Source organism: Haliea salexigens DSM 19537 (genome assembly GCF_000423125.1).
Taxonomy (GTDB): domain Bacteria; phylum Pseudomonadota; class Gammaproteobacteria; order Pseudomonadales; family Halieaceae; genus Haliea; species Haliea salexigens.
The window spans coordinates 1-22,708 of sequence record NZ_AUHJ01000027.1 but is presented as its reverse complement, the minus strand read 5'-3'; the positions used below and the strand labels follow the sequence as shown (position 1 = coordinate 22,708).

Annotated in this window: 17 protein-coding genes and 1 pseudogene; 13 read left to right on the top strand and 5 right to left on the bottom strand. The window is 57.8% G+C overall.

Annotated elements, in window-relative coordinates:
- From G533_RS24175 to G533_RS24610, 6 genes are all read left to right on the top strand, one after another.
- The coding region (locus G533_RS24175; RefSeq protein ID WP_027951123.1) for a Tn3 family transposase at positions 1-299 on the top strand (299 nt) is incomplete at its 5' end.
- 396 nt (positions 300-695) lie between these two features.
- Positions 696-1,844 (top strand): efflux RND transporter periplasmic adaptor subunit, encoded by a 1,149-nt coding sequence (locus tag G533_RS0117925; RefSeq protein WP_205622658.1) that lies wholly within the window; start codon positions 696-698, stop codon positions 1,842-1,844.
- 6 nt (positions 1,845-1,850) lie between these two features.
- On the top strand, positions 1,851-4,967 hold the full coding sequence (locus G533_RS0117920) for an efflux RND transporter permease subunit (RefSeq protein ID WP_027951121.1): 3,117 nt from the start codon (positions 1,851-1,853) through the stop codon (positions 4,965-4,967).
- A 54-nt stretch (positions 4,968-5,021) separates the two neighbouring features.
- Positions 5,022-6,446 (top strand): efflux transporter outer membrane subunit, encoded by a 1,425-nt coding sequence (locus G533_RS0117915; RefSeq protein ID WP_027951120.1) that lies wholly within the window; start codon positions 5,022-5,024, stop codon positions 6,444-6,446.
- Positions 6,447-6,660: 214 nt separating this feature from the next.
- Positions 6,661-7,287 (top strand): TetR/AcrR family transcriptional regulator, encoded by a 627-nt coding sequence (locus G533_RS0117910; protein ID WP_027951119.1) that lies wholly within the window; start codon positions 6,661-6,663, stop codon positions 7,285-7,287.
- Between the two features lie 28 nt (positions 7,288-7,315).
- Complete coding sequence (locus G533_RS24610; RefSeq protein WP_144079945.1) at positions 7,316-7,519, top strand: DUF3604 domain-containing protein; 204 nt, start codon at positions 7,316-7,318, stop codon at positions 7,517-7,519.
- A 117-nt stretch (positions 7,520-7,636) separates the two neighbouring features.
- Here G533_RS24610 and G533_RS24605 read toward each other — a convergent pair whose 3' ends face one another.
- Both G533_RS24605 and G533_RS22780 read right to left on the bottom strand, forming a co-directional pair.
- Positions 7,637-7,789 carry a DUF1016 N-terminal domain-containing protein gene (locus tag G533_RS24605; protein WP_144079944.1) on the bottom strand — a complete coding sequence of 51 codons (153 nt, stop codon included), beginning with the start codon at positions 7,787-7,789 and terminating at the stop codon, positions 7,637-7,639.
- The gene (locus tag G533_RS22780) at positions 7,786-7,962 is read right to left on the bottom strand and encodes a hypothetical protein (RefSeq protein ID WP_205622657.1); all 177 of its coding nucleotides are present in this window, start codon (positions 7,960-7,962) and stop codon (positions 7,786-7,788) included. The genes G533_RS24605 and G533_RS22780 overlap by 4 nt, the downstream gene beginning before the upstream one ends.
- A 497-nt stretch (positions 7,963-8,459) precedes the next feature.
- On the opposite strand from G533_RS22780, the gene tnpA reads away from it, so the two are divergent.
- A complete protein-coding gene (tnpA, locus tag G533_RS0117895) occupies positions 8,460-8,768 on the top strand; it encodes an IS66 family insertion sequence element accessory protein TnpA (RefSeq protein ID WP_027951118.1) in 309 nt (102 codons plus the stop codon).
- A 74-nt stretch (positions 8,769-8,842) separates the two neighbouring features.
- On the opposite strand, the gene G533_RS0117890 is transcribed toward tnpA, so the two are convergent.
- A complete protein-coding gene (locus G533_RS0117890; RefSeq protein ID WP_027951117.1) occupies positions 8,843-11,830 on the bottom strand; it encodes a Tn3 family transposase in 2,988 nt (995 codons plus the stop codon).
- Between the two features lie 173 nt (positions 11,831-12,003).
- Between G533_RS0117890 and G533_RS0117885 the strand changes: the two genes are divergently transcribed.
- Positions 12,004-12,753, top strand: coding sequence for a coiled-coil domain-containing protein (locus tag G533_RS0117885; RefSeq protein ID WP_027951116.1), 750 nt, complete (start codon positions 12,004-12,006; stop codon positions 12,751-12,753).
- Positions 12,754-12,861: 108 nt separating this feature from the next.
- Here G533_RS0117885 and G533_RS24600 read toward each other — a convergent pair whose 3' ends face one another.
- Positions 12,862-13,500 carry a TetR/AcrR family transcriptional regulator gene (locus G533_RS24600; protein WP_027951115.1) on the bottom strand — a complete coding sequence of 213 codons (639 nt, stop codon included), beginning with the start codon at positions 13,498-13,500 and terminating at the stop codon, positions 12,862-12,864.
- 116 nt (positions 13,501-13,616) lie between these two features.
- Between G533_RS24600 and G533_RS22775 the strand changes: the two genes are divergently transcribed.
- From G533_RS22775 to G533_RS0117860, 4 genes are all read left to right on the top strand, one after another.
- Positions 13,617-14,711 carry an HlyD family secretion protein gene (locus G533_RS22775; protein WP_051230639.1) on the top strand — a complete coding sequence of 365 codons (1,095 nt, stop codon included), beginning with the start codon at positions 13,617-13,619 and terminating at the stop codon, positions 14,709-14,711.
- Positions 14,699-16,264: a DHA2 family efflux MFS transporter permease subunit gene (locus tag G533_RS0117870; RefSeq protein ID WP_027951114.1), complete on the top strand. Its 1,566-nt coding sequence runs from the start codon at positions 14,699-14,701 to the stop codon at positions 16,262-16,264. The genes G533_RS22775 and G533_RS0117870 overlap by 13 nt, the downstream gene beginning before the upstream one ends.
- A gap of 1 nt (position 16,265) precedes the next feature.
- The gene (locus tag G533_RS0117865) at positions 16,266-17,693 is read left to right on the top strand and encodes an efflux transporter outer membrane subunit (protein WP_051230637.1); all 1,428 of its coding nucleotides are present in this window, start codon (positions 16,266-16,268) and stop codon (positions 17,691-17,693) included.
- Between the two features lie 323 nt (positions 17,694-18,016).
- Entirely contained in the window at positions 18,017-18,295 is a 279-nt protein-coding gene (locus G533_RS0117860; protein ID WP_027951112.1) for a hypothetical protein, read from the top strand.
- A 135-nt stretch (positions 18,296-18,430) separates the two neighbouring features.
- On the opposite strand, the gene G533_RS23725 is transcribed toward G533_RS0117860, so the two are convergent.
- Positions 18,431-22,036, bottom strand: coding sequence for a PDDEXK-like endonuclease domain-containing protein (locus tag G533_RS23725; protein ID WP_027951111.1), 3,606 nt, complete (start codon positions 22,034-22,036; stop codon positions 18,431-18,433).
- Between the two features lie 279 nt (positions 22,037-22,315).
- Between G533_RS23725 and G533_RS0117850 the strand changes: the two are divergent.
- Positions 22,316-22,708 (top strand): annotated as a pseudogene (locus G533_RS0117850) (transposase); the annotation flags it as partial.

Genomic DNA, 22,708 nt, shown 5'->3' with positions numbered 1-22,708 from the left:
CTATTAGCCACGTCAATAGCGACCGATTCCGGGGTAATAGCGATGAGGAAATCCAGATCTGGAACGAAAGTGCCAGACTGGTGGCAAATGCCATGATCTACTTCAACTCAAAAGTGCTCAGTAATCTGCTGGACAGCTTTGAGGGTTATGGCGATGCAATGTCTCTGGAAACAGTAAAGCGGGCCTCACCAGTGGCCTGGGAGACTATCAACCTCCGGGGTAGATACACATTCGCACCGACAGGTGGATTGCGAAAAAACTTGAGGATTAAATGGCATCGGTTGAAGGCCACCGGCTGACAATCGATAAGTAATGGGCCTCCAGAAACCCCAGAAACCCCAGAAACCCCAGAAACCAAGGCTGGCGCGGCCTGCAGCGGTTTTTGCAATATTTGGAGGCAAAATCCCTAGGACCCCAGTATAGCTTTTTCCGACGCATTCCAGCTCACTTTTGTTTACGAACCCATGTCTCCAACACGCGAAGATCTCCCATAGGTAATGACCATGCCCCGTACCTCGGCATCTGGTGCGCGACGGCACTGCGAGGTCCCGCGCCGCTCCTGCCGTATGGCTGCTCTCACTTGACACCCAGAAATGGATTGTTTAGAGTCGTCTCAAATGGGAGTGAGCGCTCATTCCTAGCCGTCCCCAGTAGCAGGTAACCCAATGTCTTCGGCCAAAACCCTCGCAGGTTTAGTGATACTTGTCCCATCGCTCTGGCTTTCCGGTTGTGGAACACCCGAGCCGTCCGCCGCCCCCCCGCCTCCCGAAGTAGGCGTGGTAACGCTGCACAACGAGACCGCCGTCCTGAGCAGCGAGCTTCCGGGCCGTGTCGTGGCCGCCGAGACATCCGAGGTGCGTCCGCAGGTGAACGGCATCATCCGTCATCGCTTGTTCGAGGAGGGCTCGATCGTCGAGGCCGGACAGCTGCTCTACGAGATCGAGGATGCCCCCTATCGCGCGGCGCTTCGAAGCGCGCAGGCTGCGCTTACCCGTGCAGAAGCGTCGATCAATGCCACACGGCTGCAGGCGGAACGCTACCAGGAACTGGCCAGCCTCAAGGCCGCCAGCCGTCAGGATGCCGACAATGCCCAGGCGGCCGCCGATCAGGCAAGCGCCGAGGTCGAGGTACAGCAAGCGGCCATTCACGCCGCCAAGGTCGATCTCGGTTTCACCCGCATCCGGGCACCTATTTCCGGACGTATCGGCCGTTCACTCGTCACACCCGGCGCCCTGGTTCAGGCTGGGCAGGCGCAGCCGCTGGCCACCATCCAGCGCACGGATGTCGTGCATGTCGACGTGATGCAGTCGGCCGCGGAGACTCTCGACCTCCGGGAGGCCATGCTGGCGGGAGACCTGATCCACGATAGCGACAGCGTCCCCGTCGAACTGCTGCTTCCCAACGGCAACGTTTATCCCATCGAGGGCCAGCTGCAGTTTTCCGAAATCTCCGTCAATCCCACGACCGGTGCCGTCACGCTGCGAGCCTCCTTTGCCAATCCCGATGACATGCTCCTGCCGGGCATGTATGTGCGTGCACGTCTGTCCGATGGCGTGCGGCAGCAAGCCATACTCGCGCCCCAGCAGGGGATCACCCGCGACGTGCGCGGCCGCGCCGTCGCTCTGATCGTCGATGCAGAGGGCAAGGTGGAGCAGCGTTTCGTTACCGCGGAGCGGGCCATCGGTAACCGCTGGATGGTGACGGAGGGCTTGCACCCAGGAGATCAGCTAATTGTCGAAGGGCGCCACCGCGCAAGCTCGGGCGCCCTGGTGACATCCAAACCCTGGGCCCCATCATCCCAGCCGGCGAGTCCCCAAGTATCCACAACGAATCCGGGGGAGTAAGCGACGATGTCCCGTTTCTTCATTGATCGTCCGATCTTTGCCTGGGTTCTTGCCATCATCGCGATGCTGGCCGGCGTGCTTGCCATCCGAGCGCTTCCCATTGCCCAGTTTCCCAGTATCGCACCGCCCGCGATCGAGATCCGCACTCTCTATCCCGGCGCCGATGCGACGACGCTCAGCGACTCCACGACGGCGGTCATCGAACAGCAGCTCAAGGGTATCGACAACCTGCGCTACTTCAGGTCGAACAGCGATTCGGCCGGCAACCTTTCCATACTGTTGACCTTCGAGCAGGGTACCGACCCCGATACCGCCCAGGTTCAAGTTCAAAACAAAGTGCAGCAGGCGATGCCGTTGCTGCCGCAGGAAGTCCAGCAACAAGGGGTGACGGTCGAAAAATCCTCGGCGGCCATCGCCTTGATTCTCTCGCTCTACTCCGAAGATGGAAGCCATGACCAGGTCGATCTCGGCGATATCACCGCCTCGATGCTACAGGATCCGATCGGTCGCATCACCGGGGTAGGCAGCACCCAGATCATCGGCACGCAGTATGCGATGCGCGTGTGGGTGGACCCGATCAAGCTCGGCAATCTCAACCTCACCTTCGGCGATATCAAAGCCGCCATCCGCGATCAGAATGCTCAGGTATCGGCTGGTGAAATCGGCAGCCTGCCGACAACGCCGGGCCAGGCGCTCAACGTCACGGTGTCGGCGCAATCGCGCCTGGAAGCCCCCGAACAGTTCCGCGAGATTCTGCTCAGAAGCGAGCCGGATGGGTCGACCGTTCGCCTGCGCGATGTCGCCGAGGTGGAAATCGGCGGCGAAATCTACAATTTCGATGCCCGTCTCAATGGCATGCCGGCGGTCGGCATGACCGTCACGCTGGCGTCGGGCGCCAATGCCCTAGATACGATCGGGGCCGTCAAGGACGAGATCGAGCGGCTGTCGAAACAGCTTCCCGCCGATATCAAGCTGGTCTACCCCTACGATATAACTCCCTTCGTCGAACTCTCGGTGCAGCAGGTTGTCTTTACATTGCTCGAGGCCATCGTGCTTGTCTTCCTGGTGATGTTTCTGTTTCTGCAGAACTGGCGAGCAACCCTGATTCCCACCATTGCGGTACCCGTGGTGCTGCTGGGCACCTTCGCCGTTCTGTACACATTGGGATTTTCCATCAACAGCCTGACCCTGTTCGGTATGGTGCTGGCCATCGGCCTGCTGGTCGATGATGCCATCGTGGTGGTGGAGAATGTCGAACGCCTGATTCAGGAGAAAGGTCTGACGCCGCTGGAAGCCGCCCGACGCTCCATGGATGAACTGGGTGGAGCCCTGGTTGGCATCGGCGTAGTAATTTCGGCGGTTTTCCTGCCCATGGCCTTCTTCGGTGGCTCGGCGGGTATCATCTACCGGCAATTCTCGATCACCATCGTGGTGGCCATGACGCTGTCGGTATTGGTCGCGTTGATCCTGACGCCATCCCTGTGCGCATCCTTTCTCAAACCCGCCAACGGAACCCATCAACAGCGCAAGGGCTTTTTCGGCTGGTTCAACCGCAGCTTCGATCGCGGCGTCAAACGCTACGGCTCAGGTGTGTTGCGGGTGAACCGCAACTGGGGACGCTCGCTGCTGGTCTACGCACTGGTGATCGGCGTTCTGGGTGTGCTGTTCGCCCGTCTGCCGGGAGGCTTTCTGCCGGATGAGGACCAGGGCATGATGATGGCCCAGTCCATTCTGCCGCCCGGCTCCACCATGGAGCAGACCGTCAACGTTATGACCCAGCTCGAACACCAGTTTCTGGTCGAGGAGTCGGCCAATGTCGCCTATGTGTTCAGCGTCAGCGGCTTTGACGGAACCGGCCAGGCCCAGAATGTCGGCGCCGCGTTCCTGAAATTGCGGGACTGGAGCGAACGGCCTGGCAGGGCAAACAGTTCGGCCGCGATCGCTGAACGCGCCAACCGGGTATTGGCTCAATTGCCCGGCGGCAGCGCGGTCTCGTTCATTCCGCCCGCCGTTCTCGAACTGGGGAATGCCACCGGCTTCAATCTGCAGCTCATCGATACCGGCGGTATCGGTCACAACCGGCTGATCGCCGCTCGCGACCAATTGCTCGAGCTGGCCCACAAGGACGAGACCCTCAGCCAGGTTCGCGCCAGCGGCGTGGAAGACGTCTCCCAGCTCCGGGTCAAAGTGGATCAGGCCCGTGCCGGTGCGCTCGGTCTCAACCATGGGGATATCAATGACACGCTCTCCACCGCGCTCGGCGGCAGCTACGTCAACGATTTCCTCGACCGGGGCCGGGTGAAGAAGGTCATGCTCCAGGCCACCGCCGAATTCCGCGACAACCCGGAAGATATCGGCAATCTGTATGTCCGCGGAGCGTCCGGCGAAATGGCGCCGCTTTCCGCCATCGCCGACACGGACTGGGGCTTTGGCCCCGCCCGCCTCGAGCGCTACAACGGCCGGCCCGCCATCGAGATTCTCGGTGCCCCGGCGCCAGGCTACAGTAGCGGCGCCGCCATGGCCCGCATGGAGGCTCTGGCCGAAGATCTTCCCGAAGGCGTCGGTCTCGAATGGAGCGGCGCCTCTTACGAGGAGCGCCTTTCCAGCGGCCAGGCGCCCGCCCTCTATGCACTGTCGGTGCTGATCATCTTCCTTGCGCTCGCGGCGCTCTACGAAAGCTGGTCGGTACCGATGGCCGTCATCCTTGCGGCGCCGATCGGCGCGATCGGCGCCCTGCTCGCGGCCTGGCTGACCGGCCTCAACAACGACATTTATCTGCAGGTCGGGCTGATCACCACCGTCGGTGTCGCCTCCAAGAACGCGATCCTGATCGTCGAGTTTGCAGAGGAGAAGATGCGTTCGGGGCTTGATGCGGCGACCGCTGCCTATGAAGCAGCCAAGCTTCGTCTGCGCCCCATCCTGATGACATCCTTTGCCTTTGGCTTTGGTGTGCTGCCGCTCGCGATCTCCACGGGTGCGGGTTCCGGGGGACAGAATGCCATTGGCCGCAGCGTGGTGGGCGGGATGTTCACCGCCACATTGCTCGCAATATTCTTTATACCGATGTTCTACTATCTGGTAAAACGCCTCTTTCGTCAGGATCGCGCTATCGAAAACACGTAGGAACATGGCGGCACACTATCGCCCCCCACAGCGACACAGAGTGAGACCTAAATCATGAAGCTCAAGCCAATATTTCTTGCCGTTGCTTTCGGTGTCCTCGGTGGCTGCAACATGGCCCCGAAGACTGCGCACCCAGCCCTGCCCGTTCCCGAGATGCTGTCGGTGCAGGGCGGCAATTTCGGCACTTCGGCGATCAACCCCGCCGAGCTCGACTGGGAGCAATACTTCACCGAACCCCGGTTGCGCGATGTCATGCAACTCGCGCTCGACAACAACCGCGATCTGCGAGTCGCTCTGGCCAATGTGGCTCAAGCCCACGCCTTGTATCGCGTGCAGCGATCGGACTTGTTTCCGACGCTAGGAGTGGACGGCCGTGCAAGCTATGAGGACTTGCCGGGCGGCGTCGCGCCTGATGTGGGAGATACGACCTCCGGGGGTGGCCGTAACGACATCTATACTGCCAGGATCGGTGTCTCGGCGTGGGAGACCGATCTGTTCGGTCGGATCAAAAATCTCAGTGACGCCGCCCTCGAGCAGTATCTGACCTCCGTGGAAAACCGGAATGCCGTACAGGTCGCACTGATCGCCGAGGTGGCAACCGCCTGGCTCACCCTGGCCGCCGATCAGGAGCAGCTCCGCATTGCGCTCGACAACAAGCGGGCTTTCGACCAGACCCTCGCCCTCACCAGGGCGCGCCTGGCCGCGGGGATCGCCTCCAAACTCGATGTGCGACAGGCCGAGACCAGCTTCGACCAGGCACGCGCGGATATCGCCGAGGGCATCACTCGGGTCAACCAGGCTCGCAACGCACTCAACCTTCTTGTCGGCACCACGGTCGGTACCGAACTGCTCCCCGAGAGTCTGCCTGACACCGGGGCAACTCTCGCCATGCTTCCCCAAAACCTGCCCTCGGAGACATTGCTCCGGCGTCCCGATATCGTCGCGGCGGAACACCAGCTTCGGGCGGCGAATGCGAATATTGGAGCCGCGCGCGCCGCCTACTTCCCAACTCTTTCACTCACCACCGCCTTCGGCACCATGAGTCCCGACTTCTCCGGGCTGTTCGACAGTGGCAGCGATTACTGGTCGGCCGCACCGGCGATATCGGTTCCCATCTTCAATTTCGGACGCAACCGCGCCAATCTTCGCTACTCCGAAGCAACGTATGACGCCATGCTTGCCCGCTATGAACACGCCATCCAGACGGGATTCCGGGAAGTCGCTGACGCATTGGCACGCCGCCGGACGATCGACGCACAGCTCGAGGCCCAGACGTCACTGCATGATGCCGCGAGGGGTGCGTATCGGCTGTCGGAAGAACGATTCCTTGCGGGCATTGATTCTTTCCTCACGACCCTCGACTCACAGCGCACACTTTATAATGCCGAGCGAAGCCTGCTGACCGCGCGCGCTATCCGCGAAGCCAACGCGGTCGAACTGTATCGCGCTCTGGGCGGCGGGCTCGGGTCCATGTATTAGACTGTCGACCCGGCTCCGGATCGAGGCGATCCAACCGGATTTGCCGCGAGGGACGGGTGAAACTGGCAATAGCGCCACAACATGCTCACAATTGTCCTGGCATTGACCCGGTATGCGGCAAGCCCTATCGTTCAGGACGGGGAGGAAGTCAGGATAATGCATGTGCAGATGAAAAGAATATCACGAAGGTGGAGGCCCGAAGGGAAGCCCAGCAATGGTTAAGACATCAAAAAAAGCCGTTCCCGACCAGCCCCCGAGGGAGCGGATCATCAATGCTGCCCGCCTGCTTTTCGGAGCGAAGGGATTCCACCCCACCACGACTGCCGAACTGGCAGCGGAAGCATCGGTCAGCATGGGCCAGATATACCGACATTTCGATTCCAAGTCCGATATCGTTCTCGCCATCGTCGAGCAGAATGTGCATATGCGACTCGCGCAGATGGATGCGATTTTCGAAGCTGTGGAATGCGGTAGCTGCAGTATTTTTGAAGCGTTCAAAACCATCAGCGAGAGTTCTCTGGCGCTGGATGACAGCAGCCTCTCGTATGAAATACTGGCGGAAGCGGTGCGGAATGCTTCAGTCGCTGAGAAACTGGAAACGCTGACGACATTTTTCCAGGACGGCGTGCGTCGCCTGGCCGTTCTCGCGCAACCCGATATCCCGCCAGGTGGTCTCGAAGCCTATGTCGATATCATGATGGCCTGTTTTGTTGGCCTGGGACTGCGCACGGCACTCAATTCTTCCGTGGATGTGGATCAGGCCAGTCGCAGTACCGCCTGCCTGATGTTGCGAATGCTGGGCGCGTCGGATGACGGTCTACAGGCTGAAACCGGAGCATAGATACTCTGCTTCGCGGTGAGGATGGTGGATGAGGCTACGCCGTATCCACCTTACGCTGGGATCATCTGCAGGCGCCCCACCTTTCATGGTGCACGCCCTCAAGGAGCCGGAAGGTGCCAACCTGGACCGTGTACAGATCGTCAAGGGTGGAGTGGACCAGTGGGAAGAAATGCGCAGGGCCACGGCCTTCAAATCGCCTCGACGTTGCCGGGCCCGCACCCGGGCCACATAGGAGACACTCACGTCATATGCGGGTAGTCACACGCGATCAGTTATCTGGATCGCGCCTGCATGTTTTCCTACGGCCATAGATTAGCAATTTTGACCATTTTTCACACACATCTGCCAATCAAGAAGCGGCTGCCTCCACAAGGAGCTGAGCTGGATAGCGCGTCCAGCTCAATTCGGTACCCGGTGCGTTCCAGTTTGGCAAGACCTGATAGAAGGCGCGCACATTACGCAAGTTGCGGACATCGAAGCCCTTGCCAAACTCATCGGTCAATCAATGAACTTCTCGATCACGCTATCTGCCCCGATCAGCGGGATGATACGAACCAGCACTTGATCCATCACACCGTCCTCAGCCTGGATGATGAATTGTGCCTTTCGCTCCCTCCAGGGCAGCGTTTGGATGAGGCTTGATGCAACCACCGAAGGCTTATCAAGGTTGCCCACGGCCACTTCAGTGGCAGCGCCGCGAACGCTTGTGCTGATCGGGCAACAGTGGACTTCCCACGGTCTCGTAGACACTTTTAGCCTATCATAGTTTGCCAAAGACCTTCGCAACTAGCGCTGAACGCCTTCAGTCCTGATCAACCTGATCTCACCTGCCGCATTATGCCCTGAGCTGTATTTCCGGTTTGTCCAGTATTGTCCTTCGCCCACATTGGGGTCAGTGTCCCTGAAGCGGACTTCCGCCGAAAACATGTACACCTGCTCGTCAGTCGTAGGATCGGGGTTACTAACCTGGGCTTTAGCTATATAGGAAAATACGTAGTGGCCGTCGTCCTTCCGAAGTGAGCTGGCGACAATATCGGAGCGTCGTGTCCGACTGGGACGATCACTTGGCAGGTCATCAACCTGATAATAGTAAGCGCCCCTGCATCCGCCCCCTTCCACCCAGGGCGGTGACGCCGGAGCATGCTTCCGTGTTTTTTCACAGGAGCATGACCATGTCTGCCGACAACGAACAACGCGAAGACTACTGGCGCCCACATGTCGAGGCCTGCCAGGCGTCGGGCCTGTCCGCCAAGCGGTTCTGCAGAGATAACGCACTGCCCTACGGGCAGTTCCTCTATTGGGCTGGCAAGCTGCGACCGTCAGCAGCCACGCCACCGGCCAGTGGTTTTACCCGCGTAGTGCCCCGGAGCGGCGCAGTCGCTCCGGAGGGTTTGCACATTACGCTGACCAATGGTCTGCGGATCGGCGGCATTAACGCCGGCAACGTAGAATTGCTGAGCACGCTTTTGGCCCAGTTGTGAAACCCCGGTATGAGGTCCGGCCAAGATTCATGTAAAAAGTTCCGGTTTGCTCAAATCTTGACCAGATACTCGCTTTAAAGTTGGGTATATCGCTTCCCAGTACGCCTCGAAGTATCGATGGTATAGTCACCCAGCAAATTGATGTGCTCGGTCCGGTAGGGTGACAGGCCCCTCAGAGCCTCCGGCGTCACAGCCAGTCCATCCTTCTTCAAATCACGTAAGGCTTTGGTCATTGCGTTGACGTTGTAGAGGATCACCTGGTTGGCCACGAGGTGACTATAGCGGATCATTTTCTCCTGCTCTGCTCGTAAGTTCTCCTGAATCATGCCCCGGTTGAAGAAAAACACCCACTGGATGAAGTCGTTAAATTCCTCGCTCTTACAAGTGGAGGCGTGGATTGTTTCCCGCATCTCGATATCGCAAATGTACTCTAACAGGAATTGTGTCCTGACGACCCGACCAAGCTCCCGAAAGGCAAAGTAGAGCGAATTTCGTATGCCTCGAGATCCCAGCCGGCGGGCAATCGTGGAGGCGGAGACTTTCCCTTCCTTAATTGAAATGGCAATGCGCAGCATATCCCGGTAGTTGTCGCGGATGAGCTGGTAGTTGATACCCTCCGAGAAAAGCTCGTCAATATGCTTATAGCGTTTGCGCCGATCCGGCTTGAAGAAGAGCAACGAGTTGATGTTGCTGATACGGGGCATCAGTTTGATCCCCAGCAAATGGGCTAGTCCGAACACAATGGTGCTCTCTGCATGGGTATCGCCCTGTACCTTGTCGGGCTGGATATCGGATTCATTTTCGATGATCGCATCAATCAGGTGCATAGCCTCCCGAACCCCACAGGGAATGAAGCGGCTGAACAGGGCAATGTACTTATCGCTGACTAGGTAGTATCCGATACCGCCGTAGGACGCATATCGGAGATGGTATTCAGAGAGCAGATTTTGTTCATACATATCAAAGCGGGTGCCGTCTACCGAGGCGTTCTCCCCGGTTCCCCAAAATTTCGGCAGGTCATACTCATTGTAGGTATTGATGATTTTCTCGGTCGCCTTGATCAGGTCCTTCTCACGAACGTGAGACAGATTAAGGTAGGCAATCTGCTTCCGAGTCAGGGATTTGATGGAGCGTGCGGTCTGGGACGGACCCAGGTTGCAGCCGAAGCACAATAATGACGCGACCAGACGCTTCTTGTAGTCCTTAACCTTTCTCTGGTGCCCGGAGAGAGGGCCAAATAGCTTCTCAATCTCGGTCCAGTCGATTGTCTCAATCAACAGGTCAATGATATCGACCTCGGGGAGGTTGTCGCGTAATGCTTGGTCTACCTTCTTGGTCTGTCGCTTGTCCTTCTCAGCTTTTCGTTTTTTCAGGGAGATCGACTCTCGATTTAGTACGACGAAGTTATCATCGGGAATACTGTCATCAACCGCCTGGGCCGTATCAGTAAAAGTCTGCTTCAGGTCTCGGACAAAGGTGCTGGGATCCTCACTGAGGCCGACCTCTTCACAGAACTCTGAGACAAGCTCGTAATACTCGTCCCAGGTCACGAGGTGCTGGCGGTAATCATCATACTTCGTGCTCTTCTGTACGAATATATCGCCAGACACAAAGCGCTTGGCAATCTCGGTCATCACACAAAGCTCGAACATACCGTGATGCATGAATCGATTGATGCGATTGGGCCTTTGATCAGTAAATAACGTTGTATTCCACTGATCGCTGATCCAGTCGATGGCCAGGGATCCTTCATCGCTGCTTTCATAGCCGACGGCGGAAACGGCCAGTGATTTCACCTTTTCACGGCGAAATCTGGCAACCGCGTTCAGGCATTTCAACAAGTTTCCACCACGGGCGGTATGGTCGATCTCGAGCAACTCCAGGCAATCCAAAAGCGCCTTTCTCAGTGGCCGTGTATAGCGCCTGGGTAGGAACTGGTGGTAGTTATTGGATCCATGCAGAACTAGCCTGTTACATCGCGCCTCAACTTCGCTGGGATTGTACTCCAGGGCCCTGGAAATGTTTGCCATGGCTGTGGCTGGCTCCCCTTGCGTTGCCACCTCTATAGAAACGTCTCGTAGCATGCAGATCAGGTCTTCCTGCTCCTGAGTAGAGCCTTCCTGAAAATTCTTGAGGTCTTTGCGCGCCTTGTTATGGGCTTTCCGGATTTCACGGATGAAAAAATCAATGAGGAAGTCGGTGCAACAGTAGAGCTGCTCGTTTACCAGCAAGGCGAGCAGGGACTTCCGCTTTGTAGACTGCATCGCCTTCATCCGATCCGCGGTATAGGCTCTGGCCTCCAGGATAAACTGAGCTCGCTTTTCCTCGGGGATTTCAGGCAGTGGGCCGACTTTCTCATGTAGACCTTTGATCCATGCGGTATGCGCGGTGAAATCAGTGAGTCCCTGTACGCTTGGTTTCTTCGGTTCGCTCTTCAGAAGCTGCCAATGGGTGATTCCGCTGTCCGTTTTCGTATGTAATAGAGCCTCGAGAATGTTGTCGGTTTCTTTATCGATCACCTCCGTAATGGCGCGGAAGTACACTCTGTTGGCGTGAGCTCGCGCGGTAAACGCGATGCGTTCCATCGTCGAAAAGGCTGGGAGCTCAATGGATTCCTTTACCAGCATTTCGAGCATGGCGTTGATGATGTCGACGACATTCTCTTTGGTTCTGGCAATATCTTTCGCGAACGATTTGATCCAGGGCCCCTGGACCTTCAGTGTGAAGGGCTTTACACCACAGAACCGCCGAATGGCGTCTTTGATCCGTTTCTGTGTGGCCTTGGGCACGGCAGGTAGGCGTTGGTAGTCCTGTTGGTGAAACCGTGTAAATCCGGCAATGTAGGTAATCACCGACACAGGGATGTCGCCGGGTTTTGGAAAGTAGCCCAGCCGCTGAAAGGACTTCAGGTAAACCAGGCAGGTCAGCGACTGTTCGCCCTTGAATCGGCGCTTTCTAAGCCAGGCTATTTCCTCGTCGATCGGCGTGTAGACGCGGGCTATCTCTTTCTGGGTCAGGTTATATTTGAGTCGGGGGTATGCAGTATCGTGGATGGCAGCCATAGTTTGCTCGCAAAAACCGCGTGACTATGGCGAAAATAGAGAGGGGAGGGAAGGGCTAGCTTGAGCTGGTCAATAATTGACCGCATAACGCCGTTTGGCGGAAATCCCGAGATTTGGCGTTTCCAATAAAATCAAAGAGTTAAGATACTTTCGTGGAACTTTTTACATGAATCTTGGCCGGACCTCGACTTGCAGGCATAGAGCGTGAGCTGAAGGTCACTGCGGCTGAACTCACTGCCACGGTGGAGGAGAAGGCGCGACTGGCAGATGTGTTAGCCCAGCGTGAGCGGGCGCTGGATGCACTTCAGGTGCGATCCCGGCAACAGGCGACAGAAAATGAAGAGCTGCTGGCCCGGGTGAAAGAGCTTGAGGCAGAACGTGAGGCAGCGGTAAAAGCCCATGAGACCGAGCAGCGTGCCCGGGTCGAGCAGCACGAAAAAGAACGAACCCGGCTGCTGACGGAACACGCCCAGGCGCTCGCAGCACAACGCAAGGAGCTACTGGCCACGGCGGAGCAGGCGGAAAACAGGTTGCTCATGCTGCTGGATCAGGCGCGACAAGACGCTAAAACGACTGAGGCGCGCCTGGCGGACGATCTGGTCCAGCTGTCACGCACCCACCAGGACAGTAAAGAAGCCGCGGCGGAACTGCGATCCACGGTGCAAGCGCAGCACCGGGAACGGCAAGCGATGGAGCGCGAGCTGGCCACAGAACGGGACAGCGTTCGGGCCTTGCAGGCGGATCTCGCTGCATCGAAGGACGAACACCGGCAGCTCGAGCGCGAGTTTGAGGCGTACCAGGCCGCGTTCAACCTCAGTAACGATCTGGGCTCGCTCAAGGAGGCCGTGGAAGGCATACAGGCGCAGTTATCCAGCGCACGATCGACCAGAAAGCGGGGCGAAAGTGGCAAGGACAAGAAGTAAAAGAGACTGGACATGGCAGCTATCGTGTTAAAAATACTAATTTTTATACTAGAAGCAATGCGCCAGGTAATTTCGAGCAGATTAGTCGTTTTAGTTGCCAACCCTCTATTAGGATAGTGTGCCAGAGAGAAAGATGTTCACAGCGGACCGCACATGCCGCTGCTGATACGCCGGATCGGCCAGCTCACCGTAAAACAGTGCCCGGAAGTGCAGGTCACCTTTCACCATTTCCAGGAACTGTGACGCTGCGACCGTCAGGTCCTCAATAACCAGTTTTCCCGCGGCCACGGCATTGCCCAGATAATCGCAAACCAGTTCCTGGGCACGGACCGGGCCGGCCTCCATAAACAGTCGCCCCAGTCCGGGGGCATGGGTGGATTCGGCGACCACCAGCCGGAAAAGCGCACTGCGCTCCGGCCGCATCAGAACAGCCAGGAAGCGCTCGCCGATATGGGTGAGCGCCGCTTCCGGTGCCATGGAATCCAGTTCTGTCGCTGATATTTGCGACAGGATTTCCCTGCAGCTTTCCGTCACCACCGCCTCCAGTAGCCCTTCTTTGCCGCCAAATGTCTGGTAGATCGTGCGCCGGGATCCGCCCGCCCGTTCGATGATTTTGTCGAGCGATGTGTTGGCAAAACCCTGTTCCAGAAACAGCGCCAGTGCCGCGTCCAGTACGGCCTGGCGCCGCTGTTGCCCGCGCCGGGTCGGCGCGGCGGTCGAGGGGTCAACCGTGTTTGCTTGCGCCATGGGAAAGGTTCTCCTGCCATCGATTTTCGTTTGACACCTTACGGTACTGGTCAGTACCATGCAACGCAATTGATGGTACTGACCAGTACCGTTCGGGTGATTTGCAGGAGATTTACATGACCAAGCCATCGGCGGGCCGCAGTCTGGCCCTGATTCTCATGACCCTCGCGGTGGTGGCGGGGCTGCTGGTGGCGTACTGGTGGTTCCACAGCCGGTTTATTCAATCCACCGATAACGCCTACGTCGAGGCCGAGATGTCGGTGATCGCGCCACGCATTGCCGGCTATGTCGCCGAGGTTCTGGTGGAGAACAACACCCCGGTCCAGGCGGGTGATGCCTTGCTGCGCCTGGTGGCAGACGACTACCGGGCGCGCCAGCAACAGGCCGGCGCCCAGTTTCGGGCGCGCGCTGCGGCGCTGGATACACTCGCCACCCAGGTGGAACTGCAGAAGGCATTGATCAGCGAGGCCGACGCCGGTGTCGCCAGCGCAGAGGCGGAACTGGCGCGCGCGCGTAGCGACAGTCAACGCTATGCCGACCTGGTGGACGACCGCGCCGCCAGTCGCCAGCAACTGGAGTCTGCGGTTGCGGCCTTTCAGCAGGCGGAGTCCGCGGTGAACGCGGCCCGCGCGGGATTGTCAGCTCGGCGCAGTGAAATGGCGGTCCTGAGCGCCCGCCGCAGTGAAATCGAGGCACAGTTGAGTGAAGCAGAGGCGGCGCTGACACTCGCGCAAATCGACCTCGGCAATACCGTACTGCGCGCCCCCATGGACGGTGTGGTGGGCAACCGTCACGTCCAGGTTGGTCAGTACCTCCAGCCCGGCAGTCCGGTGCTGAGCCTGGTGCCGCTGCAGTCGGTTTATGTCACCGCCAACTTCAAGGAGACCCAGGTTGAAAGCATGGCGGCGGGGCAGCCGGTGGAACTGGAGATAGACGCCTATCCGGATACGCCGATCGAGGGCTTTGTGGAAAGCTTCTCACCGGCGGCCGGCTCCCGCTTCAGCCTGCTGCCACCGGAAAATGCCACCGGGAATTTCACCAAGATCGTTCAGCGAATCCCGGTGCGTATTCGCGTGCCTGCAGACAGCCCGCTGGCGGGTCTGCTGCGGCCGGGCATGTCAGTCATCGCCTCGGTGGATACCCGTAAAACGCCCCGCTCTGAAGTGTCCGGCGAGCACCGTGTCGCCGGAGCCGGCACATGGCCTCTGTAGCAAGCGCTGCCTCACCGGCAGAGGTCGACTCGGCGCCGATTGATCCGCGCATGCTGGCGGGCTGGATCGCCATGGTGGTCGGTATGTTCCTGGCCATCCTGGACATCCAGATTGTCGCCAGTTCGCTGAACGAGATTCAGGCCGGCCTGGCCGCCAGCCCCGACGAGATCAGCTGGGTCCAGACAAGTTACCTGATCGCCGAAGTGGTGATGATTCCGCTGTCTGGCTATCTGGCGCGCATGTGGGGCAGCCGGCGCCTGTTCGTGGTATCCGCCATCGGCTTCACCCTGACCAGTCTGGCCTGCGCCTTCGCCTGGTCGCTGCCATCGCTGATTGTGTTGCGCGTGCTGCAGGGCTTCATCGGGGGCGGCATGATCCCCTGTGTATTCTCGTCGGTGTATTTGGTCTTCCCGCGCTCGCGCCAGCCGATGGCCAACGTGGCGGTCGGCATGATCGTGACCTGCGCGCCCGCGGTGGGTCCGACGCTCGGAGGTTTCATCACCGAATGGCTCTCCTGGCACTGGCTGTTTGCGGTCAACGTCATCCCCGGCCTGATCGTAGTGATGCTGGTCGCCTCCATGCCGGACTTCGATCGCGGTGACAGTCGTCTCGCCCGGGGCTTTGACGTGCAGGGGCTGATACTGATGGCGCTGTTCCTGGGCGGGCTGGAATTCGTCCTGGACGAGGGGCCGCGCGATGACTGGTTCGACGAACCTGTGATTACCGTATGGACGGGGATCGCCATTTCCGCTGGCGTCCTGTTCCTGTGGCGCTGCTTCAGTTATCGCCAGCCCATTGTCGATCTCTGCATCTTCCGCGACCGCAACTTCACGCTGGGCTGTCTGCTGGCCGCCGTGCTGGGGTTTGGTCTGTTTGGCGGGGTCTACGTGATACCGCTATTGCTGGCCCGCATTCACGACTTCAACGCGCTGCAGATAGGGACGGTGATGAGCGTGACCGGGATCTTTATGTTCCTGGGTGCGCCGGTGGCGGGCAAGCTGGCGGAGCGCTTTGGGCCGCGGGCGGTACTCACCGGCGGGATCGTACTGGCCGGTGCCGGCTTTCTCGGTGCCAGCGGCTTTAACGCTGATTCCGAGTTCGATGCCCTGTTCTGGCCGCAGGCGATTCGCGGTGTCGGACTGGTGTGGATGATCATCAGCGTCAACACCATAGCGCTCGGCACCCTGCCTCCCGACAAGCTGAGCAACGCCAGCGGCCTGTACAACCTGGCGCGGAACATGGGGGGAGCCGTCGGACTGGCCGCGATCAATACCCTGCTGGACAGCCGCTTTGCGCTGCACATGGCCCGCCTCAGTGACTGGATCAATCCGGCACGGCCGGAGTATCAGGCTTTTGCGGCGAATGTGCCCGCGACAGGCGCGATTGCCGACGGCCTCCCGGCGCTACAGCTTGCGCAGCAGATCGCCTCGCGTGAGGCGATAGTCATGACATTCAACGACATCCATCTGCTGATGGGAGCCTGCTTTGTGGGGGCGCTTGCGTTGACGCCGCTGTTACGCAGACCCCGCCAGCAGGTGGCGGTAGGACATTAATATGATTCAAGACACCAAACTGCCCCGCCAGCACTCGGCGATTCTACTGCTGTTGGCCATACTCTCTGGTTGTACCGTAGGCCCGGCCTACCAGGCCCCGGAACCGGCTGCGCCGGAGCAGTGGCAGGATGCCGCTGGCGTAGCGGGCGCAAGGGATGAGCAGTGGTGGCAGCGTTTTGACGACCCGGTTCTGGCCGGCCTGGTCGAGCGCGCGCTCACTGCCAACCACGACCTGCGTATTGCCGGGCTGCGCGTCCAGCAGGCGCAGGCCATGCGCGCCGCCGTCAGTGGCGGGTTCTACCCCGGGGTTGATAGCTCGGCCTCGGCCACCCGGGATTCCTTCAGCGAGAACGGCCCGGAACCCCTGGCGTTTTTGCCCGGTGTGCCGCTGGACCAGCACGGCTACCGGCTGGGGCTGAATATGGCCTGGGAAATCGACCTGTTCGGCTATACCCGGCGTCAGGTAGAGGCCGCAGACGCCCGCATCGGGCAAAGTGCAGCGCTGGCACGGGGTGCCCAACTGGCGGTGGCGGCCGAGGTGGCCTCCAGCTACTTTGAACTGCGGGGACTGCAGAAGCGCACGGCGATCATGCGCCAGAACATTTCCCTGCAGGGCTCTACGGTGGATCTGGTGCAGCGCCAGCTCGACGCGGGGCTGGTCAGTGAGTTTGACTTGCAGCGCGCCGAAGCCCAGTTGCAGCGCACCCGAGCGGCGCTGCCCGCCCTGCGCTCTGCCAGTGCCGCGGTGGCCAACCGCCTGGCCGTGCTGCTCGGGCAGATGCCTGCGCAACTCGATCGTGAGTTGATCGCAGCGGGAGCCATGCCCACCCCGCCCGCAAGCATTCCCCTTGGCCTGCCATCGGAGATACTGCGCCAGCGCCCCGATATCATGGCGGCGGAGCGCGCCATGGCCGCGGCAACCGCTGAGGTTGGCGTAGCAACCGCCGCGCTGTTTCCCCGCTTTTCCCTGACCGGTGGTACGGGTGTTTCCAGCAGTAACAGCGATAACTGGCTCGACGCGGACAGCGGCTACCATGGCCTGGGCGCGCGACTTGACTGGCCTGTCTTTGCCGGGGGTGCCTTGCGCGCCAATATCGCGGCAGCGAGCTTGCGTGATGACGAGGCCGCTCTGCGCTACGAGCAGGTTGTGCTGCAATCGCTGGCGGAAGTGGAGTCGGCACTGGTGGCGTTCAGAGAGACACACCAGCGTCGCCAGCGCCTTGCCCGGGCGGCAGATACCAGCGCTGAAGTCGTGCGTCTTGCGCGACGCCAGTACACGGCCGGTGTCGCGGATTTTCTGGCGGTGCTGGACGCGGAGCGCGAACTGCAGTCCGCGGAGGATCAACTGGTACAGGCGGAAACGGCCAACCTGCTGGAGTGGGTTTTCCTGTACCGCGCCTTGGGGGGTGGGTGGAGTGGTTCGGCATAGGCAGCACATTCTACTAAGTGTGACCATCTAAACTGAAGCCACCCCATTGCACCCTCAACGAGGGTTGGCAACCAGAACGTAAAATCTGCTCAAAAATTGCCTAACCCACCGTTTTACATGTCGAAATAGAGATTTTGACGTAGCTGATGACAGGTTAAGGATTCATCTACCAAAGTGCACTGGATTCCAACTATTCTGAGATCGCCGTGGACCACTTCAAGTGACCCACGGCACTTAGATGCTTCAGACTGTTTGCGAATTTGCAGTGATCACGGGCAACCGACACCGCGAACAATTGGTTTTCTCAACTGGATGCCGCTGGAGTGCCCTGTGAAGTCTCCGCAGAAAATTTCTCACGGGAGTTGTTTGACAATAAAGAATTTGTGGACCGAGGTTTAGTCGTGCGCTGTGAAGGCAACTCAAGAACCGGCGCCATTGATATGTTTGGTATCGGCATCGACTTTTCCGACACTCCGTCCAAGGCAGGTGGACCGCCGCCAACCCCGTGGCAACACACCGAAGACATTTTGGGCGAAATGGGCTTCAGCGCCGATGACATTAAAAATCTATACCAGATCGGTGCTGCAGTACGCCCTGAATAGCTCTCCTCGATTCAATCAGCTAATAACTAATATCCAGACAATGACTTTATCTTACTGGTCACATAAAGGCCTCTGAGTATAGCGTTGTGCTCATAATGCGCATGACACTAGAGAGTTCCTTTTTTTTTGAAGTCATCATAGTTCAACCTCCAGTATTTCAACTCCAACTTCATTATTCTGCAGATCATAACTGACCAGATCACCCTCATACGCGCCGAACATTGATTGGCAAATAGGTGCTGTTTGTCTAACGGTTGTGTAACCCGGCACCTCGGCAATGTGCTCTTCGGAGAGATCTGTTAGCCAAAACCGTGCTTCTACGCCGGCCCGGGGGCCGTTCAGATAGCGGATTCTCACTTTTGATCCTGGGGTAATCGGTCCTTTCCGGTCGTTAGCGGTAGTAATTGCCGTGGGTATTGGCTCAGGCTCGGTATCTCCCTCATTGACAGCTGCCGGCACATTTATTTCTTTGTCGTCCGCCTGAATCAGGCCAGAGTTCTCCATAGGGACTTCTTCGACTTCCGAAATTTCAGGCTCAACAATCTCCGGCATACTTGCGATCTTGATAGCGAGCATTGTTTCCAGGTAATCGCCAAGCTTCCGTCGCTCGCCGTGGGGATCTCTGAACCAATCAGTCGACCATATACGGTAAAGTTCCCACCCTAAGCGCTGTAACACTTCCTCTCGCAACCTGTCCCTGTCGCGCGCAACTTTTGACGAGTGATAGGCGGCTCCGTCGCATTCGACACCGCATAGGTATCCAAACGGGTAGTTCGGATGCTTCACTCCGATGTCGATAAAGTAGTTTGATACGCCAACTTGAGGTACAGCTTCAAACCCCAGTGATTCAACTGACGCGATCACATGTTCTTCAAAAGGACTATCTGGGATTCCACGACGTTCGTCGCGGGCGGTATTTTCACCGAGCCGTTTGCTGTGAGAAAACTGAAGCCATAGCTTCAGCAGACGTGCCCCTTCATTATTATCACTGGGGTTGAACTGATCCATGGGAATAGATGAAAAGGTAACAATCTGCTCTTTCGCTCGAGAGAATAATACATTCAATCGCCGCTTTCCTGACGCACCGTTTAGGGGACCAAATCGCTGATAGAAGCGGCCCTGGCTATCCCGGCCATAAACGGTACCAATAAAGATTACATCCCTTTCATCGCCCTGAACATTCTCCAGGTTCTTGACAAAGAACTTTTCCAGACCAGCATCTTTATCAGCCCAGCTATCGATGTATTTAGCAACAGCAGGATCTTGCTCCGCTTTGCGAAGCATCAACCCATCCAGTTGCTCCATCTGTGACTGGTTCATCACCACCACACCCAGTGATCGGTGCGGGTTATTCAGCATGAACTCAACTATGTGATCAGCCATAACCTGTGCTTCAGCGGGATTGATGCCCCGGCTGAATGTCCCATTGATCTGAACCAAACTCACGCCCATTTGGTCGCTAGCGCCCCCAGGGGACGGAAAAATGACCAGATCATTGTCATAGACGTAGTGATTCGAGAAGCTGATTAGCTCCTCGTGACGTGAACGATAGTGCCAGCGCAAGCGATGCTTGGGATGGAATTGAGTGTTCGCAAGCTCCAGAATCGATTCTTCATCGGTAGTGACATTTTCATCATCTTCCTCCTCTCCCGAAAGCCCCCGAAAGAAATTGGTAGGCGGCAACTGATTCGTATCGCCACAGATCAATGCCTGAGACGCACGCATCAGTGCAGATATCGATGTCTCAGGTGTCATCTGGGACGCTTCATCGATGATCACCAAGTCGAACAGTTCCTCGCGAGGCAGGTGTTGTGCAACCGCACTGGGTACCATCATCCAACAGGGGAACAGTGAAGCCAAAGCACCGCTCGCGCGCTTAAGAAGTTTCCGTGGCGGGATGCGACGTTTCTTTTGAAGTTCATGCCGAAGTAACGCCATCTCGGTATAGTCTGACTTGCGCCCGTGTCCCACTCCTTCGGGTGGATCGGCCTGACCCAGAGCGGCTGCGGTTATCGACTCGGGCCCTAGTGAGATCAATGCTCTGTCTGCTTCCTGTAACTTCTGACGTGCAGACTTTAGGGAAGGCCCGGAATACTCGAGCATTTGATCCCCGTACTTCGCCTCGGCCCGTGTGCGCAGGAAATAGGATAAGGCCGCTGGCGCCAACACGCTGGTATCTTCAAGTTGATCTGATTGCTCAAGTGCTCTAAGCAGGCTGCCCAGCCCGTAGTTCTCTGCGGTCGTAAAAATATGCCGTCTTTGAACTAGCTTATTGAAACCGTCGAGGTCTTGAAGGTGTCGCTCAAGATAGCCCAGCATCGTAGAGAAGTTCTCTGCCGGGACGATTTCCCCCTTTCCGCTCGCGAGCCTTGCTGCCAGGGAGGCTACTATCGATGCCTCCTCTTCAATGGCACTGAATGATTGCGCCTCCGCCGAGTATGGCGTCAGCAGTATACGTTCGTTCAGAGAATCGGCATTATTCAGGGCAACTTGCATTAACTCGGTAAGCGCGGAAAGGCTCGCCCACGTCGTAGCGATATCACCGGTGTTCAGCTCGCTTACCAGGGACTCTAGACGAGATTTATGCTCCTGGGCAGCTCTACAGCCCTCGGACATCTGCGTAATCTGAGAAGCCTTCAGTAGATTTTCTTCCCTACAGGTCCTTTCGGCCGCTTGGAGGACCGGTTCGTTAGCCTGAATCCATTGCAGTGTCTCAGAAAGAGCGGATTTACGGCCTTCATAAGCTGCCCAATCCCCGGGCACGCGGTCTAGTTGCTCTAACGAACTCGCCACATCTTCCAGTACCGGAGTGACCAGCAGTAGATGGATCTTCGAGCCTGTAACCCCGTAACTACTTAGCAGCTGTATGTAGGCATCGAAGTCACTCTGCCCCTCGACGACTGTCTTGGCGGTGCCAGAAACCGGCGTTTCGAGGTGCTCCGCAACACGGGTTGCCTCCCAGCGAGCGGCGGCGCCTTCAAGTTCGCCAAGATCGTCAATGAGTGTTTCATGGGTGACTTCTTTGGGCGCATATCCGAACCACTCACACGCGAGAGCTTCGGCGACTTTATAGGGCTTGAAGATGCGTTTAAGCAGCCCGGCCTCACTGATCACTCGCCGGGTTTGTTTCACTGTTCGTGCCGACGGCAGCGTTTGATTGTCACTTAACAGTGAGTACGCCTGCTTCAGTGCCTCCTGGCCAGAGCGCAGATCATCTCGAATAGCCGTTAGTGACTCCCCTTCTGCCGTTGCCAGCAACCATTGATGCTCGAGTACTTTATTTCTGTGTTCTCGCGCCTTCTTCAGGTCTGAAGGTGCCAGATCGATTTTGATGCGATCAAGCAGAGAGCGCCTGCCGGATACTTCCGTTAGTTGATCAAGCTCACTCTCCATAGCCTCTTTCGCGGACCTGAGGCTACCTGTGGGTATATTGATGGCCTCGAGACGTTCAAGCAGCTCACCTTGTCGCGCCAGCTCCTGTGCTGTATCGGATAAGCGCAGCGCATCGGGAACCGATATCCCGTTGTTCTGGCAAGCTGTCTCCAGTCTGCTATATAAGTCACCAAATTCAATTAGCATCCGGTGGGATGTCTCACCACCAGCAATCAGACTTTGCCAAGGTAAGGTTTTCTCATCTGCCCAGTGGATGCCGGTCTTCCGAGCGACAGTTATCGCGCCTACTGAGTACTCGCCAAGTAGCTCAAGTAGTGCAGCTCTTTCCTCAGAGCCCAGCCGATCCATTGCACGCTCGAATTTTTGTAATTCAAGAACACCATTTGAGGTCACGTCGCCAAGGGAAGTGAAATCGACCTTAGAGCTATCGACGGATGACCAGGGGAATGTGGCATCGGTGGCAAGATCTTTCAGGTCATTGGCCCAGTCAGTCAGATCTTTGTTTGCAGCCTTGAAATCCTGAACGTCAAAAGATTCAGAGAGGTGGCCCCAGAAATCTGAACAGCGCTATAAGTGGATTGCCTGCCTGACTTAGGGCATCGTATTGCCCGATATCAGGAGATCACAATGGCTAGAAGACCTCGCCGCAATCACAAACCTCAATTCAAGGCCAAGGTGGCACTGGAGGCCCTCAAGGGCGAACAGACCATGGCAGAGCTGGCTGAACGTTTCGATGTTCACCCGAATCAGATCACCCAGTGGAAGACACAGCTTCTGGAGCGATCCGCAGATGTGTTTGACGGAGGAGAATCCAAGGAGCCGCCGGTGGATGTGAAGACGCTTCACGCCAAAATCGGGGAGCTGACTTTAGAAAACGATTTTTTAGAAGGCGCGCTCACCAAGGCGGGATTGCTGAGCGAAAAACGATGATCGACCGCGACCACAAACTACCCATCAGTCGGCAGGCCAAACTGCTGGATATCAGCCGAGGCACGGTGTACTACCAGCCCAAGCCAATTA

What these genes read in the sequence shown, in the direction of transcription:
- G533_RS0117920 (WP_027951121.1), top strand. Translation starts at nt 1,851, where the DNA reads ATGTCCCGTTTCTTCATTGATCGTCCGATCTTTGCCTGGGTTCTTGCC.
- G533_RS0117910 (WP_027951119.1), top strand. Translation starts at nt 6,661, where the DNA reads ATGGTTAAGACATCAAAAAAAGCCGTTCCCGACCAGCCCCCGAGGGAG.
- G533_RS23725 (WP_027951111.1), bottom strand. Translation starts at nt 22,036, where the DNA reads ATGGATCGGCTGGGCTCTGAGGAAAGAGCTGCACTACTTGAGCTACTT.
- tnpA (WP_027951118.1), top strand. Translation starts at nt 8,460, where the DNA reads ATGTCTGCCGACAACGAACAACGCGAAGACTACTGGCGCCCACATGTC.
- G533_RS24600 (WP_027951115.1), bottom strand. Translation starts at nt 13,500, where the DNA reads ATGGCGCAAGCAAACACGGTTGACCCCTCGACCGCCGCGCCGACCCGG.
- G533_RS24610 (WP_144079945.1), top strand. Translation starts at nt 7,316, where the DNA reads ATGAGGCTACGCCGTATCCACCTTACGCTGGGATCATCTGCAGGCGCC.
- G533_RS0117915 (WP_027951120.1), top strand. Translation starts at nt 5,022, where the DNA reads ATGAAGCTCAAGCCAATATTTCTTGCCGTTGCTTTCGGTGTCCTCGGT.
- G533_RS22775 (WP_051230639.1), top strand. Translation starts at nt 13,617, where the DNA reads ATGACCAAGCCATCGGCGGGCCGCAGTCTGGCCCTGATTCTCATGACC.
- G533_RS0117870 (WP_027951114.1), top strand. Translation starts at nt 14,699, where the DNA reads ATGGCCTCTGTAGCAAGCGCTGCCTCACCGGCAGAGGTCGACTCGGCG.
- G533_RS0117890 (WP_027951117.1), bottom strand. Translation starts at nt 11,830, where the DNA reads ATGGCTGCCATCCACGATACTGCATACCCCCGACTCAAATATAACCTG.
- G533_RS0117865 (WP_051230637.1), top strand. Translation starts at nt 16,266, where the DNA reads ATGATTCAAGACACCAAACTGCCCCGCCAGCACTCGGCGATTCTACTG.